The following is a 15,406-nucleotide window of genomic DNA, read 5'->3' on the forward strand; positions in this document are numbered from 1 at the left end:
CGTCGGTCGGGAGGTTGGCCCATGAACGTGCACGTCGCCGGCAGCGATGTCGAAACCAGAACGCTGGCAATCGTCGGCGAACTGAAGCGGCTTGAAGGGCCGCTTCTTCCCATCCTGCACGAGATTCAGGCCGAGTTCGGCTATGTGCCGCAAGAATGCCTGCCGGTCATCGCCCGCGAACTGAACCTGTCGCGCGCCGAGGTGCATGGCGTCGTCACCTTCTATCACGACTACCGCGACCACCCGACCGGACGGCACGTATTAAAACTCTGTCGCGCCGAAGCCTGCCAGTCGATGGGCGGGGACGCGGTCGCCGAGCGCATCAAGGCGCTGCTCGGCATCGATTTCCACCAGACGACAAAGGACGGCGCGGTGACGCTGGAACCCGTCTACTGTCTCGGCCTCTGTTCCTGCGCACCCGCCGCCATGCTCGACGGCGAGGTGCATGGACGGATCGATCCGGACCTTGCGCAGGAACTCGTCGCGGAGGCACGCCGATGACCACACGCATCTACATTCCCCGCGACGCCGCAGCCCTTGCGCTGGGCGCCGACCGCGTCGCCAAGGCCCTCTCCACCGAGATCGCCGCCCGCAAGCTCGACGCGACCATCGTGCGCAACGGCTCGCGCGGCATGCATTGGCTGGAACCGCTGGTCGAGATCGAGACGACCGAAGGCCGCATCGCCTATGGCCCGGTAAAACCCTCCGACATTGCCGGCCTTCTCGACGCCGGCCTCGTTTCGGGCGGCAATCACCCGCTCTGTCTCGGCAAGACGGAAGACATCCCCTTCCTCAAGAACCAGACCCGCCTCACCTTCGCCCGCTGCGGCGTCATCGATCCCGTCTCGCTGGAGGACTACAAGGCCCATGGCGGCCTGAAGGGCCTTCGGACGGCTATCGCCATGGTCCCGGCCGATGTGGTCAAACAGGTCACCGACAGCGGCCTGCGCGGTCGCGGCGGCGCGGGCTTCCCGACCGGCATCAAGTGGAAGACCGTGCTCGATGCGGCGGGACCGCAGAAATACATCGTCTGCAACGCCGACGAGGGCGACAGCGGCACCTTCGCCGACCGCATGATTATGGAAGGCGATCCCTTCGTGCTGATCGAGGGCATGGCGATTGCGGGCCTGGCGACCGGCGCGACCAAGGGCTATGTCTACACCCGCTCGGAATATCCGCACGCCATCGCCGTCATGAGCGAGGCGGTCGAGGTCGCGCGCGCCGTCGGTGTGCTCGGCCCGTCCGTGCTCGGCTCGGGCAAGGCGTTCGACATGGAGATCCGCACCGGGGCGGGCGCCTATGTCTGCGGCGAGGAAACGGCCCTTCTCAACAGCCTCGAAGGCAAGCGCGGCGTCGTGCGCGCCAAACCCCCGCTGCCGGCCCTGCAGGGCTTCCTCGGCCGCCCGACGGTTGTCAACAATGTCATATCCCTCGCCTCCGTGCCGATCATCATGGACAAGGGCGCGGACTATTACCGCGACTTCGGCATGGGCCGCTCGCGCGGCACGATCCCGATCCAGATCGCCGGCAATGTCAGGCATGGTGGCCTCTACGAGACCGCCTTCGGCCTGACGCTCGGCGAGATCGTCGATGAGATCGGCGGCGGCACCGCCTCCGGCCGCCCGGTCCGCGCCGTACAGGTCGGCGGCCCGCTCGGCGCCTATTTCCCGCGCGCGCTGTTCGATACGCCCTTCGACTACGAAGCCTTCGCGGCGAAGGACGGCCTTATCGGCCATGCCGGCATCACCGTCTTCGACGACACGGTCGACATGCTGAAACAGGCGCGCTTCGCCATGGAATTCTGCGCCGTCGAAAGCTGTGGCAAGTGTACGCCCTGCCGCATCGGCTCAACCCGCGGCGTCGAGACAGCCGACAACATCGCGCGCGGCATCGAGCCGGAGAAGAACCGCGAACTGCTGACCGACCTCTGCAACACCATGAAGTTCGGCTCGCTCTGCGCATTGGGCGGTTTCACGCCCTACCCTGTCATGAGCGCCATGACGCATTTCCCGGAAGACTTTTCGCCGGCACCGATAGCGGAGGCAGCGGAATGAGCGAGACGGAAAAGGTCAAGGGTCCGGCCTCCTACTTCCCTTCCATCGAGAAGACGTACGGCCAGCCGATAGAGCACTGGAAAGACATCATCCGCGCGCAGGATGGCAAGGCACATATGCAGATCGTCGCGTTCCTTAAGGAAACACACGGTCTCGGCCATGGCCATGCCAACGCGCTCGTCGCGGCGACGCTCGCCGAGACAAAAGCCTGAGACTTGAACCCAAGCCGCCGCCAATCAGCGGTGCAGAATTGCCCGGAGGTTCCCATGCCCCTCGTTCCTGAAATCGACTTCGGTACCCCCGCCTCCCGCTCGCAGAAGATGGTGACACTCACCATCGACGGCAACGAGATTTCCGTTCCCGAGGGCACCTCCATCATGCGCGCCTCCATGGAGGCCGGCATTCAGGTGCCAAAACTCTGCGCCACCGACATGGTCGACGCCTTCGGCTCCTGCCGCCTCTGTCTCGTGGAGATCGAGGGCCGGGGCGGCACGCCCGCCTCCTGCACCACGCCCGTCGCGCCGGGCCTCGTCGTCCATACCCAGACGAGCCGCCTCAAGCAGATCCGCAAGGGCGTGATGGAGCTTTACATCTCCGACCACCCGCTCGACTGCCTGACCTGCGCGGCGAACGGCGACTGCGAATTGCAGGACATGGCGGGGGCCGTCGGCCTGCGCGACGTGCGCTACGGCTACGAGGGCGACAACCACGTCAAGGCCCGGAGCAACGGCGAGGCGAACGCCCGCTGGATGCCGAAGGACGAATCGAACCCCTATTTCACCTACGACCCCTCCAAGTGCATCGTCTGCTCGCGCTGCGTGCGCGCCTGCGAGGAAGTGCAGGGCACCTTCGCGCTGACCATCGAGGGCCGCGGCTTCGACAGCCGCGTCTCGCCCGGCATGCACGAGAATTTCCTCTCCTCCGAATGCGTCTCCTGCGGCGCCTGCGTGCAGGCCTGCCCGACCGCGACGCTCACGGAAAAGTCGGTCATCGAGATCGGCCAGCCGGAACATTCCGTCGTCACCACCTGCGCCTATTGCGGCGTCGGCTGCTCCTTCAAGGCGGAGATGCGCGGCGAGGAACTGGTGCGCATGGTGCCGTGGAAGGACGGGCAGGCCAACCGCGGCCATTCCTGCGTCAAGGGCCGCTTCGCCTATGGCTATTCGACCCATCGTGAACGCATCCTCAACCCCATGATCCGCGAGAAAATCTCCTATCCCTGGCGGGAAGTGACCTGGGAAGAGGCCTATGCCCATGTCGCGTCGGAATTCCGCCGCATCCAGTACCAATATGGCCGCGATTCCGTCGGCGGCATCACCTCCTCGCGCTGCACCAACGAGGAGACCTATCTCGTCCAGAAGCTGATCCGCGCCGGCTTCGGCAACAACAATGTCGACACCTGCGCCCGCGTCTGCCATTCGCCGACCGGCTACGGCCTCGGCCAGGCCTTCGGCACCTCCGCCGGCACGCAGAACTTCGACAGCGTCGAGTTCACCGATGTCGTGATCATCATCGGCGCCAACCCCACCGACGCCCACCCGGTCTTCGGCTCGCGCCTCAAGAAGCGCCTGCGCCAGGGTGCAAAGCTCATCGTCATCGATCCGCGCCGCATCGACCTCGTCTCCTCGCCGCACATCAAGGCGTCCTATCACCTGCCATTGCGCCCCGGCACCAACGTCGCCGTCGTCACGGCGCTTGCCCATGTCATCGTGACGGAAGGTCTTTACGACGAGGCATTCATCCGCGAGCGCTGCGACTGGTCGGAATTCGAGGACTGGGCCGCCTTCGTCGCCGAACCGCGCCACAGCCCGGAGGAAACCGAGGCGCTGACCGGCGTTCCGGCCGAGGCGCTGCGCGGCGCGGCCCGCCTCTTCGCCACCGGCGGCAACGGCTCGATCTATTACGGCCTCGGCGTCACCGAGCACAGCCAGGGCTCGACCACCGTCATGGCCATCGCCAACCTCGCCATGGCGACCGGCAATATCGGCCGCGAGGGCGTCGGCGTGAACCCGCTGCGCGGCCAGAACAACGTGCAGGGCTCGTGCGACATGGGCTCCTTCCCGCATGAGCTGCCGGGCTACCGCCACATCTCCGACGATGCCACCCGCGACGTATTCGAGAAGATGTGGGGCGTGAAGCTCAACAACGAGCCGGGCCTTCGCATCAACAACATGCTGGACGCCGCCGTGGAAGGCACGTTCATGGGCCTCTACATCCAGGGCGAGGACATCCTCCAGTCCGACCCGGACACGCGGCACGTCTCCGCCGGCCTCGCCGCCATGGAATGCGTCGTCGTTCAGGACCTCTTCCTCAACGAGACGGCGAACTACGCCCATGTCTTCCTGCCCGGCTCGACCTTCCTCGAGAAGGACGGCACCTTCACCAATGCCGAGCGCCGCATCAACCGCGTGCGCCGCGTCATGACGCCGAAGAACGGCTATGCCGACTGGGAGGTGACGCAGAACCTCGCCAAAACGATGGGTCTCGACTGGAACTACGCCCACCCGTCCGAGATCATGGACGAGATCGCCGCGACGACGCCGAGCTTCGCCCTCGTCTCCTACGACTACCTCGACAAGATCGGCTCGGTTCAGTGGCCCTGCGACGAGAAGCATCCGCTCGGCTCGCCGATCATGCACACGGACGGCTTCGTACGCGGCAAGGGCAAGTTCATCCGCACGGAATATGTCGCGACCGACGAGAAGACCGGCCCGCGCTTCCCGCTGCTGCTCACCACCGGCCGCATCCTCAGCCAGTACAATGTCGGCGCGCAGACCCGACGCACCGATAACGTGGTCTGGCACGAGGAGGACCGGCTGGAAATCCATCCGCACGACGCCGACAATCGCGGTATCCGCGACGGCGACTGGGTGCGGCTGGCAAGCCGGGCCGGCGAGACGACGCTGCGCGCCCTCGTCACCGATCGCGTTGCGCCGGGCGTCGTGTACACGACCTTCCACCATCCGATGACGCAGGCAAACGTCATCACCACCGACTTCTCCGACTGGGCGACGAACTGCCCGGAATACAAGGTGACCGCCGTGCAGATTTCCCCCTCCAACGGCCCGTCCGACTGGCAGGTGGAATATGACGAGCTGTCGAAGCGGTCGCGCCGCATCGCCGGCAAGCTGGAGGCGGCGGAGTAGGAGCCTCGCGTGGCGGATTTCGCATCCTCGATCAAGGTTCCCGAAACCGCCCGCCGCAACGGGCGGATGGCGGAAGGCGAACGCTTCGTGCCGGAGGAGACCCCGGTCGCCTTTTCTTATGCCGGCTCGACCCATGCCGTGATGATGGCGACGCCCGCCGACCTTGAGGATTTCGCCTACGGCTTCAGCCTGACGGAAGGCATCATCGACGACCCCGCCGAAATCGAGACCGTCGAGATCGTGCAGGAAGACAAGGGCATCGACCTGCAGATCCACCTTGCCGATGCGCAGAACGACGCGCTGACCGCCCGCCGCCGCCACATGGCCGGCCCCGTCGGCTGCGGCCTTTGCGGCATCGAGTCCATCGAGCAGGCCGTGCGGGTCACGCCGTCCGTCCGTTCATCCCCGCTTACCCTCAGCGAAGACGAGGTCGTGGAGGCCGTGCGCCTGCTGAACGGCCAGCAGCCGCTGCATATGGCGACGCGCGCCGTGCATGGCGCGGGCTTCTATGTACCGGGCGCGGGTCTCATCGCCGTGCGCGAGGATGTCGGCCGGCACAATGCGCTCGACAAGCTCGCCGGCGCGGCGCGGCGCGCGGGCCATGCCGGCGCGGCGGGCGCGGTGGTGGTGACAAGCCGCGTTTCCGTCGAGATGGTGCAGAAGACGGCCATTGTCGGCAGCCCCTTCATCATCGCCATTTCCGCGCCGACGGCGCTTGCCATCCGCACGGCGCAAGAGGCCGGCATGACGCTGATCGCGCTGGTGCGCGGCGACGAGTTCGAGATTTTCACCGGTGCGGAACGCATCGTCTCCGGCCCCGCAAGACGGGCCGGCAACGGTTAGGAGACAGAAATGTCCGAAGGCAACAAGCTCGTCAGGATGGCGAACCAGATCGCTACCTTCTTTCATTCGCAGCCCGCAAGCGAAGGCCCGGACGGTGTGGCGACCCATATCAACAAGTTCTGGGAACCGCGCATGCGCCGCCAGCTCTTCGACATCGTCGACAACCACGGCGGCGAGGGTCTCGACGTGCTCGTCCTGGCGGCCGTGCCGCTGATCCATCGCCCGCCGCCGGCGGAGGTGCCGGCAGCAAGCCGCTAGAAGGCGCTCAGAATTCCTCCCAGGCCTCGGCAGCCGGTGCGGCGGAGCCGCGCGATGCGCGCATGTTGCGGGCCACCGCATGAAGCTGCGCGACATTGGCCGGAGCGAGCGGACCGCCGCGCTGGACGGCCTGCGCATTGCCGGCAAGCTTGAACCGGCGGATCAGGGCGTGCAGCGCATCGGCCTCCCGCGCCATGGCGTGGCTGGCCGCCGTGCTTTCCTCCACCATGGCCGCATTCTGCTGCGTCGCCTGGTCCATCGCATTGACCGACTGGTTGATCTCGCGAAGGCCCGTCGACTGCTCGCGCGAGGCCTCGACGATGGCCACGACATTGGCATGCACGTCCTGCACCTGCGCGAGGATTTCCTGCAGCGCCTGGCCGGTCTCGTCGACCAGCGCCACGCCGCTCTTCACCTGCTCGCCGGAGGTGGTGATCAGCGCCTTGATGTCCTTGGCCGCGCTCGCCGAGCGCTGCGCCAGTTCCCGCACTTCCTGCGCAACGACGGCGAAGCCCTTGCCCGCCTCGCCGGCCCGTGCGGCTTCCACACCGGCATTCAGCGCCAGAAGATTGGTCTGGAAGGCGATATCGTCGATGACGCCGATGATATTGGAGATTTCCCGCGAGGACTGCTCGATCTGCCCCATGGCGTCGATCGCCTTCTTCACCACCTCGCCGGACTTTTCCGCCCCGGCCCGCGTCTTGCTCACCAGCGTGCCGGCCTCGTCGGCCCGGCGGCTCGAATCGCCGACCGTCGTGGTAATCTCGTCCAGCGCCGCCGCCGTCTCCTCGACGGAGGCCGCCTGCTGCTCGGTGCGCTTGGCAAGGTCGTCCGCCGCCGAGCGGATTTCCTGCGCGCCCGAAGCAATCGCATTGGCATTGGTCTCGACCGTGCGCATCGCCTCGTGCAGGCCGGCGACCGCCTCGTTGAAGTCCTTGCGCACCACTTCCATGGAGGGCACGAAGGTGCTGGAAAGGTGCTGCGTGAGGTCGCCGTCCGCCAGCGCCTTCAGCGCGCCGCCCAGCGCATTGATCGCCGACATGCGCTCGGTCACGTCGGTGGCGAACTTCACCACCTTGTAGACCCGGCCGTTGATATCGCGGATCGGATTATAGGCTGCCTGAATCCAGATTTCCCGGCCGCCCTTGCCGTAGCGCACGAACTCGTTGGAAATGAACCGGCCCTCGGCGAGCGAGCGCCAGAATTCGGCATAGGCCGGCGTCTGGGCATAGGCCGGGTCGCAGAAGATGCGATGGTGCTTGCCGCAGATTTCGGAGAGATCGTAGCCGAGCGCCGCGCAGAAATTCTCGTTGGCGTGGAGGATTTCGCCCGTCGGCGTGAACTCGATCACCGCCTGCGAGCGGGAAATCGCGTCGAGCTTGGCGGCGTCCTCGGTCGCCTGCACCTTCGCGGCTGTGATGTCGGTCGCGAATTTGACGACCTTGTAGGGTTTGCCGCCGCGAAAGACGGGGTTGTAGGATGCCTGAATCCAGATCTCGCCGCCGTCCTTGCGCAGGCGCTTGTAGCTGGAGGAATCGTATTCCCCCCGCCCGAGCCGCGCCCAGAACTGGCGATACTCCTCGCTCGCCACATAAGCGGCGTCGCAGAAGATGCGGTGGTGCTTGCCGACGATATCCTTCAGGTCGTAGCCGAGCGCGCGGCAGAAGTTCTCGTTGGCGGTGAGGATCGTCCCCGTGAGATCGAACTGTATGACGGCCTGCGAGCGCGACAGCGCGTCGATGATATGGCCTGCATCCATGGACTTCGCAAATGAAAGCATGACCTGGTCCCCTGTGCGGCGCCACGGGCCTGATCGAATCCCGGCGCGGCGGTGATCGGTGTTGACGCCGGGACAGGACCCGTCACGGACCGCCGCCCAGCCTGGAATCTCAATCCTCGCGTGCTTTCTGCATGACTAATTAAGGCACACGAATACGACTAAAGATCGAAGAACAGGCTTAAGAATTGATGAAAGTCAAAGGGCGATATTTTGGATGTGTTTTATAACAATAGCTTAGGGGATCATCAGGTTGACGTTACGTAAGACGGGAGAAAAGCCCGCACAACAAGAATCACCCTGGGGTTGCACGCCATGAGGCGCAGGCAAACAAAAACCGCCGTGCTTGCGCACGGCGGTCCATCAGTCCCGGATTGTGCAGCGGCGATCAGGCCGCCATGTCTTCCATGTCGCGCTCCTTGAACATGCGCGCGAGATTGAGGAAGCAGATCATGCCGTTCTCGTGGGCGATAATGCCCTCGGCATAGACCTTGTCGAAGGAGGTCGTCACTTCCGGCACCGGCTGGATCTGCTCGCTGCGGATGGTGAGGATATCGGAGACCCGGTCGACGACGAGGCCGACGACCATGCTGTGGACTTCCGCCACGACGATGGCGCTGCGCTCGTTGGCTTCCGTGCTCTTCATGCCGAGCTTGTGGGCCAGGTCGATGATCGGGATGACCGTGCCGCGCAGGTTCATCACACCGATGACATCCGGCGGCGAATGCGGGATCGGCGTGGAGGGCGCCCAGCCGCGGATTTCGCGGATCGTGGTCGTCTTCACGCAGAATTCCTGCTCGTGCAGGCGAAATGCGATGATTTCGAGCGTATCGCCGGCAAAGCCGGCCGTCTTGATGGAGGTCATCGAGGTCTTCCCAGTTGGTCTGCGTCTCGGGGTGATCCTATGCACGCCCTGGTTAAAATCTTTCCAACGCCGGACCGTTTGCTATGCGGGAAGTGCAAGGCCCCTCCATCAATACTCCTTCTCGTAGAAGATGCCCGCGCCCGCGCTGCCGCTGCTGCCCGCCTCGCCACGCAGCTTGACGCCCCGGCCGATATCGAGATTGATCGCCGCTTTCGCGCCGTTCGTCTCCGGGTCCTGCTTCAATTCGAGATAGGTGCGCTCGTTCAGGTATTTGCCGGCCGAGACCGCCGCGCGGCCCTGGGAATCCGTGGTGATGTCGAGGTCGTCGACGCCCAGCTTGCTGCGCAGGCTGTCGAGCAGGCTCGTTGAGCTGCCGCCGGCAAGCTGACTCGCCGCGGAGGCGAGCTGGGCGATCTGCACGGCGGAAAGGTTCGACATCGAGCGGTTGAAGATGAGCTGCGCGAGAATCTCGTCCTGCGGCAACGAGGGCGAGGACGCGAAGGTCACCGTCGGATTGTTGGCAAGGCCGGCGACCGTGACGGTGATTTCCGTCGTGCCCGCAGAGGTTCCCGCCACGAGATTGACCGTCGGCACGAGGTCCCCCGCAAAACCGATATGGGCGGTGGTGAAGTTGAGACGGCGCGTGAGGATTTCCATGCGCCCGCGCTCCAGCTCGAAACCGCCGGATACGACAGGCGATACGGACGTGCCGCCGACCCTGAGGTCGCCGCCCAGTTCCACATTGATCCCGCGCCCGCGCACGAAGAGTTGGCCCGGCGCGGAAATCGTCAGGTCGAGCGCGATGCCGCGCGCGCTTCCGCCGCCGCTGCCCTGCTCGCGCCGGACATTGGCCATCATCCGCTTGACCTCGGCCGGCGCGTTGCGGTGCTTGATGTTGATTTCGGAAAGCGACGCCGGCAACTTCTGCGGAATGGTGATGTTGGCGCGGTTGATCGTCATCTTGCCGCCGAGCGACAGCCCCGCGACCGGCCCGCGCAGCGTGAGGTCGCCGGAAACGTTCGCCACGACGAGCGTGCCGTCAACATAGGTGACGTCCGTGAGGCGGGCGGTCACGTCGACGGGGAAGCCGCTCGCCGGCGTGATGCCGACACGGCCGCTCGCCGAAATCTGCCCGCCGCTCGCGACCCGGCCGGTGAGGGTCTCGATCACCGCGTTCCGCCCGTCCATGGTGACGCGGATGGTGAGATTCTCGACGGCAAGGTTGCGCCGGACATCGACAAGACGCGCCCCGCCCGCCGTGATGCTGCCGGTGATCGCCGGCGCGGCCGCCGTGCCGCCGATGGCAAGATCGACATCGGCATTGCCGGTCAGCACGAAGCCCTGCGCGGAAAGCTGGCTCTGCAGCAGGCCGAAGGGTACCCGGCCATTGAAACGCAGCCCGAGCGGCGTCGCCCCGCCGATGCCCACCGTGCCGCCGCCCCGGAAGGAGAGGCCGCCCGCGCCGGACAGCGTCGTGTCGAGCCGAAGCTGGTTGTTGGCGAAAGCGCCCGTCGCATTGATGGCCAGCGCGCCGACGCCTGCGCCGCGCGTGTGGCTCGTCTGCGCGCCGCTCCAGTCGAGCGCATAGTCGACCACAGGGGCCGACGCCTTGCCCTTGACCGTCACCGTACCGCCGATCGTGCCGCCGGCATCCAGACCCGCGGCGAAATTGTTGGCGAGCGCCGCCGGCAGCGCGTTGAGGCGCACCGACAGGTCCAGCGTCTCGCCGGCCTTGCCGGAAACCGCGACGGAGCCGCTGCCGGCCTGGATGGTCAGCCCGTCCAGGGTGATGACGCCGTTGGCGACGCCGATGGTCGTCGGCCTTGCGAGCCGCAGGGCGATGCGCCGCGGCGCGGCCTCAACGGTCTGCAGGGCGACATCCAGCCCGCCGTCGCGCTGCAGGACCTTGCCCCGCGTCACCAGCGGCGCGCCGTCGAGCCGGCCGGTCAGGTCGAAATTGGTGGCCTGCCCTTCCCGCGAAAAATCGAGCTTCAGCGCCTCCACGCGGTTTTCGCCGGAGGCGACGCGCTCGGCGCGCACCGTGCCGGTGATCGCCGCCGTCGCCAGATCGGTGATGGAAAGGTCCACCGCCGGCCGGGTGATGCTCAGCGCGTCGCGGCGGATGGCCGAGCCGGACGCCTGCACCGTCGCGGAGGTCTTGCCGCCAACGGTGGCGATTTCCACCTGGCCGGAAAGGTCGCCGGCCGCCTGCTGGCCGGCCATGGCCGCGAGCAGGCCGAGATCGGGAAAATCGAAGCGGATCGTCCCGTCGGGCATGAAGTTCTGCGCCAGCGCCAGCGAGCCTTTCAGCGTGTTCGGCCCGATCTCGGCCTCCAGCACCGGCACCGAAATGCGGCCGCCTTCGGAGGTGACGCTGGAGCGAATGTTGATCGGCTGCCCGTCGAGCGCGCCGGTCGCCGTCAGTTCGCCGGAAGGGCCAGCGGGGACGGCCTTGCCGGCGAGCGTCACCACGAGGTCGCTGAGGGTGCGGCCGGATAGCGTCGCGCCGCTCGACGTGACCTTGGCCGAGACATCCAGCCCGTCCATCGGGCCGGTCGCCGAAAGCTCGAAAGCCGCCTCGCCCGCCGCATCGGCGAGCAGCTTGCCGAGATTGAGGACCTTGCCGTTAAGCGCCGCCTGCAGCTTGCCGTCGCCGAGCGAGACGGTGCCCGCCGTTTCCAGCGTGCCGGACTTCACCTGAAGGCCCGAGACCTCCAGCCCGCCATCGCCGGCAAGCTGGACCCGTCCCTCCATGGCGATCGTCGTGTCGAACTTGCCGGACAATGCCGGCGGCAGCACCGCCGGCAGCGCGAACAGGCGGAAGCTGACATCGGCCTCGCGGCTTTCCAGCCCGTAGCGCCCCGACAGCGTGCCGCCGATGCTGGCGCTTTCAAGCGTTGCGGGATCGAAGGCGATCTCGCCGGGGGAAACGGTCAGGGCGGCGACGAGCTTGGCCGGCCCCTTTACCGCCCGGTCGATATCCGGGCTGGCGAAAGCGGTTTCGCCCGTTTCGAGCGTCACGTCGATGCGCCCGGAGCGGCTTGCGACATTGAAGGCGTCGCTGCTGGCCGAAAGGCGGATATCGTCGATGCGGCCGGCCGGCAGCGCGGCGGAAGCCACCGTCGCATGGGCCTCCAGCGCCGCCGCATTCGCCGCGCCGGTCAGCGAGATGTCGGCGCCCTCGATCAGGACGCGCGCATCGCCCCCGGCAAGCGGCCAGCGGAAATCGATAGGGCCGTCCTTGCCGGCAAGCTTCATGTCGAGGTCGTTTTCGCCCGTGGCGCTGACGGTGCCGGAGGCGGCAAGTGTCATCGCGCCCGTCGCGATCGTGCCCTTTTCGATGCGCAGCATGTCCGTGCCGTCGAAGGCGGCGACCACGTCGATGCCCGTCTCCCCGGCAAAGAGCGGGCGAAGCTGCGGCGGCATCAGCGCGTCGAACGTGCCGCCGCCCTTGAGCGCAAGGGTGTGCAGGCCATTCGTCGCAAGGTCATGGCGGCCGTCGACGCGCAACATCTCCGTGCCGTCGAGCGCGGCGGAAAGACGCCCCTTCCACTGCGACAGCGGCCCGTCGCCCGTCAGGCGGATCGCGACGGCCGGCTCGTCCGGCAGGTTGAGCAGCCCGGCCAGAATGCCGCCCTTCGGCTCGGCGATATCGGCCTCGAGGCGAAGCTCGTTCTCCGCCGGATTGAAGGCGATATCCGCCACCACCCGCGCGTCCGGCCGCTCCTTTTCGGAGGCCGAGAGCTTGACCGCCACGCTTTCGGCCGTGGCGTCGCCCCGGCCCGAGACGACAAGGCGCTGGTCGCGCCGGGCAACCGCCTCGGAAATGAAGAGTTCGGGGATCGCCAGCGAACCGACATGCACTTCCACCGGCAGCGTGAACGGCTTGCCGGATTTTTCCGCCTCCGCCTTGGATTCCGGCAGGCGCAGCAGGGAAATCGACGAGGCGGAAACCCGCTCGGCCTCGAAGCTCAGGAACAGGAGCCGGAGCGGCGACCAGTCGACGGCAAGGTCCCGGATCTCCGCATAGGTGCCCTTCTCGTCGCCGAGCGTGATGGCGGCGGCGCGCAGCCTGCCCGTCAGCAGCCCCGAAGGCTCGCTGATCGAAAGAACCTGCCCGCTCGCAGCCGCGATCTTTTCCGCCTGGGAGGCCGCCATGCGCGCGCCCGCATCGGTGAAGCCGACGAAGCCCAGCAGCGCGACGACGAGGACCATGAGGACGGCGAGGCCGTAGCCGAGGTAGCGGAGCGTTGCGCGGAGAATTCGGGACAGCCTGTTCATGCTTCATCCATTTCGCGGGCGGGGAGCGTGGAATCGCTCCGAACGTCTAGAATCCCAATCGCGCGGCCGATCAAGAGTCTAGCTGAAAATTGCGGCCGCAGTCAGAAGGACTGGCCGATGCCGGCATAGACCCCGAAGGAGGTGCCGCCGGGATATTTGTCCAGGGGAACAGCGACATCCAGCCGGAGCGGGCCGAAGGGCGTCGCATAGCGCAGGCCGACGCCCGCACCCGCCCGGATATCCTTGAAGTCCGGCACCTCGTCGGTCGAGACCGTGCCCACGTCGATGAAGGGCACGATGCCGATCGTCTCGGTGATGCCGATGCGCACCTCGGCGGAAGCCGCCATGTAGGATCGCCCGCCGAGCAGCTTGTCGTCGCCGTTGCGCGGCGAGATTTCCTGGTAACCGTAGCCGCGCACCGTGCCGCCGCCGCCGAGGAAGAAGCGACGCGTGGCGGGAATGTCGGAAAGCTCGTCGCCGCCGATGATCGTGCCGCCCGCAAGCTTGCCGGCGAGCACGAAGCGATCGTCCGCACCGAGCGCCTGATAGCCGGTGATCGCGCCTTCGAAGCTGGAGAAGAAGGTGCCGCGATAGGTCTCGTAGGTCGGCTTCGCATTGATCATGAAGCGGTAACCCTTGGTCGGGTTCAGCCTGTCGTCGCGCGTGTCGCGCACGAACTCGATCGGAATGGCCGCCGTCAGGTACTTGTTCTTGCCGAAGACGTCCTCGACGTCGCTCCACATCAATTCGCCGCCGGCGCTCACCGTGTCCCGGTCGGAAAGCTCGACGCTGACGCCCGCCGCAGCCGTGGTCGTGAATGCCTTGTAGGCGTCCGGGTCGACGATGGAGGCCTTGAGGCTGGCATTGAAGGTCGAGGTCGGCCCGAAGGCGCCGGGCTTGGAGAAGAGGATGGCGGTCGAATAGTCGAGGTCGCTGATATCCCCCTCGCCGATCCGGTTGACCGCGCCCTCGATTCGCAGCGACTCGGCCTGGCCGAAGAGATTGCGGTGCCCCCAGTAGCCCTGCAGGCCGAAGCCGTCCGTGTTCGAATATTGCGCGCCGGCGCCGAAATAGCGGTGCTTGCCCTCGGAGACCTCGATGGTCATCGGCAGCGACCCATCCGCGGCCAGCTTGCCGGCATCGCGGATCGTCACGCTGGAGAAGACCCCGAGTCCCCGCAGCCGCTCCGCCGCGCGGCTCAGCGCCTCCGGCGAATAGGGCTGGCCGGCATTGATGCGCGAAAAACGCTGCACGAAGGCCGGATCTACCGTCTTGGTGCCGGAAACGTCGACCGTGCCGATGGGGGCGACCGGCCCGCCCTCGGCGGCGATGATGACATCGACCGTCTGCGTCTTGTGATCGGCGATCGCCTTGCGCTCGGTCAGCTTGGCGAACGGGCGGCCCTCCGATCTCAGATCGACCACGACCCTTTCGCCGGCTCTCAGAATGACGGTGGAATCGGCGCGCGCGCCCGGAACCAGCCCGAAATCCGCCGGATTGCGGCCTTCCGCATCGCCGGAGAACGCGACCTCGCCGAATGTGAAGGCGGGGCCGGGCTGGACGCTGATGGTAACCGGGATCGGACCGCTGCTGTTGAATTCCGGGTTCGGCGGCAGGGCATCGAGGTCCTGCCCGTTGACGGTGACATTCACCACGGCGCCGTAGCGGGCGTTCTCGTAAAGCGCGGCAAGGATGCGGTCGCGGTCGTCGCGCGCCTTGATGACGAGGCCGAGATCGCCGGAAACGGGCGTGCCGTCATCCTGCTTGAGGCGCGAGGCGTTCTCGATGGCCTTCGTGAGATCGCCGTCCGCGCCCGGATCGAGCGTCAGCGTGTAGTTGACGGGATCGATGACAGTGGCGGCCTCGTCCTCCTTCTCGAAGAACTTCATGCCGAAAAGCTTGAACGCGGATGCCGGCCGCACGGAAACCGGGCCGCACGCCAGCGCCACGGCAACCGCGAGCGCGGTGCCAGCCCTCAGGAACGCAAAACTCTTTTCCGGCCGGTTCACTTCATTCCGCATCCGCAGCTATCCGTCGCCTTTCTCCCTATGAGGTGCGGCGCAAACGGTAGACCGGCAGCTTCCGACACGAATTTCAGGCGCTCCGATTCATCCGGAGCTTCCAGGCTGGAAAGACCCTAACGCGTTAGGTTTTCCGTAATGTTAACGGCGGTTTTACACGC

Annotated in this window: 10 protein-coding genes; 6 read left to right on the forward strand and 4 right to left on the reverse strand. The window is 66.4% G+C overall.

The features are described 5' to 3' along the window. The first annotated feature begins 21 nt into the window (after positions 1-21). From K8M09_RS15155 to K8M09_RS15180, 6 genes are all read left to right on the forward strand, one after another. Entirely contained in the window at positions 22-501 is a 480-nt protein-coding gene (locus tag K8M09_RS15155; RefSeq protein WP_160787368.1) for a formate dehydrogenase subunit gamma, read from the forward strand. Beyond that, positions 498-2,054, forward strand: a complete 1,557-nt coding sequence (locus K8M09_RS15160; RefSeq protein ID WP_160787369.1) for a formate dehydrogenase beta subunit — start codon at positions 498-500, stop codon at positions 2,052-2,054. Before K8M09_RS15155 ends, K8M09_RS15160 begins: the two co-directional genes overlap by 4 nt. Then, positions 2,051-2,266 carry a DUF4287 domain-containing protein gene (locus K8M09_RS15165; protein ID WP_160787370.1) on the forward strand — a complete coding sequence of 72 codons (216 nt, stop codon included), beginning with the start codon at positions 2,051-2,053 and terminating at the stop codon, positions 2,264-2,266. Before K8M09_RS15160 ends, K8M09_RS15165 begins: the two co-directional genes overlap by 4 nt. A gap of 54 nt (positions 2,267-2,320) precedes the next feature. After that, positions 2,321-5,200, forward strand: a complete 2,880-nt coding sequence (gene fdhF / locus K8M09_RS15170; RefSeq protein WP_160787371.1) for a formate dehydrogenase subunit alpha — start codon at positions 2,321-2,323, stop codon at positions 5,198-5,200. Between the two features lie 66 nt (positions 5,201-5,266). Next, the gene (gene fdhD / locus K8M09_RS15175; protein WP_170299565.1) at positions 5,267-6,043 is read left to right on the forward strand and encodes a formate dehydrogenase accessory sulfurtransferase FdhD; all 777 of its coding nucleotides are present in this window, start codon (positions 5,267-5,269) and stop codon (positions 6,041-6,043) included. Between the two features lie 9 nt (positions 6,044-6,052). Next, positions 6,053-6,301 (forward strand): formate dehydrogenase subunit delta, encoded by a 249-nt coding sequence (locus K8M09_RS15180; protein ID WP_160787373.1) that lies wholly within the window; start codon positions 6,053-6,055, stop codon positions 6,299-6,301. 7 nt (positions 6,302-6,308) lie between these two features. Here K8M09_RS15180 and K8M09_RS15185 read toward each other — a convergent pair whose 3' ends face one another. The 4 genes from K8M09_RS15185 to K8M09_RS15200 all read right to left on the reverse strand — a co-directional run bounded on the left by K8M09_RS15185 (position 6,309) and on the right by K8M09_RS15200 (position 15,245). Then, a complete protein-coding gene (locus K8M09_RS15185; protein ID WP_160787374.1) occupies positions 6,309-8,081 on the reverse strand; it encodes a methyl-accepting chemotaxis protein in 1,773 nt (590 codons plus the stop codon). 385 nt (positions 8,082-8,466) lie between these two features. Next, positions 8,467-8,943, reverse strand: coding sequence for a chemotaxis protein CheW (locus K8M09_RS15190; RefSeq protein WP_160787375.1), 477 nt, complete (start codon positions 8,941-8,943; stop codon positions 8,467-8,469). A 108-nt stretch (positions 8,944-9,051) separates the two neighbouring features. Beyond that, the gene (locus tag K8M09_RS15195; RefSeq protein WP_160787376.1) at positions 9,052-13,224 is read right to left on the reverse strand and encodes a translocation/assembly module TamB domain-containing protein; all 4,173 of its coding nucleotides are present in this window, start codon (positions 13,222-13,224) and stop codon (positions 9,052-9,054) included. A 101-nt stretch (positions 13,225-13,325) separates the two neighbouring features. After that, a complete protein-coding gene (locus K8M09_RS15200) occupies positions 13,326-15,245 on the reverse strand; it encodes an autotransporter assembly complex protein TamA (protein ID WP_160787377.1) in 1,920 nt (639 codons plus the stop codon). Positions 15,246-15,406: the final 161 nt, after the last annotated feature.

The sequence above is a fragment of the Shinella zoogloeoides genome, assembly GCF_020883495.1.
GTDB classification, from domain to species: Bacteria; Pseudomonadota; Alphaproteobacteria; order Rhizobiales; family Rhizobiaceae; genus Shinella; species Shinella zoogloeoides.

Bases quoted from the DNA above. Each gene is read 5' to 3' on its own strand.
- K8M09_RS15155 (WP_160787368.1), top strand. From the start codon at position 22: ATGAACGTGCACGTCGCCGGCAGCGATGTCGAAACCAGAACGCTGGCA.
- K8M09_RS15160 (WP_160787369.1), top strand. From the start codon at position 498: ATGACCACACGCATCTACATTCCCCGCGACGCCGCAGCCCTTGCGCTG.
- K8M09_RS15165 (WP_160787370.1), top strand. From the start codon at position 2,051: ATGAGCGAGACGGAAAAGGTCAAGGGTCCGGCCTCCTACTTCCCTTCC.
- fdhF (WP_160787371.1), top strand. From the start codon at position 2,321: ATGCCCCTCGTTCCTGAAATCGACTTCGGTACCCCCGCCTCCCGCTCG.
- fdhD (WP_170299565.1), top strand. From the start codon at position 5,267: ATGGCGGAAGGCGAACGCTTCGTGCCGGAGGAGACCCCGGTCGCCTTT.
- K8M09_RS15180 (WP_160787373.1), top strand. From the start codon at position 6,053: ATGTCCGAAGGCAACAAGCTCGTCAGGATGGCGAACCAGATCGCTACC.
- K8M09_RS15185 (WP_160787374.1), bottom strand. From the start codon at position 8,081: ATGCTTTCATTTGCGAAGTCCATGGATGCAGGCCATATCATCGACGCG.
- K8M09_RS15190 (WP_160787375.1), bottom strand. From the start codon at position 8,943: ATGACCTCCATCAAGACGGCCGGCTTTGCCGGCGATACGCTCGAAATC.
- K8M09_RS15195 (WP_160787376.1), bottom strand. From the start codon at position 13,224: ATGAACAGGCTGTCCCGAATTCTCCGCGCAACGCTCCGCTACCTCGGC.
- K8M09_RS15200 (WP_160787377.1), bottom strand. From the start codon at position 15,245: ATGCGGAATGAAGTGAACCGGCCGGAAAAGAGTTTTGCGTTCCTGAGG.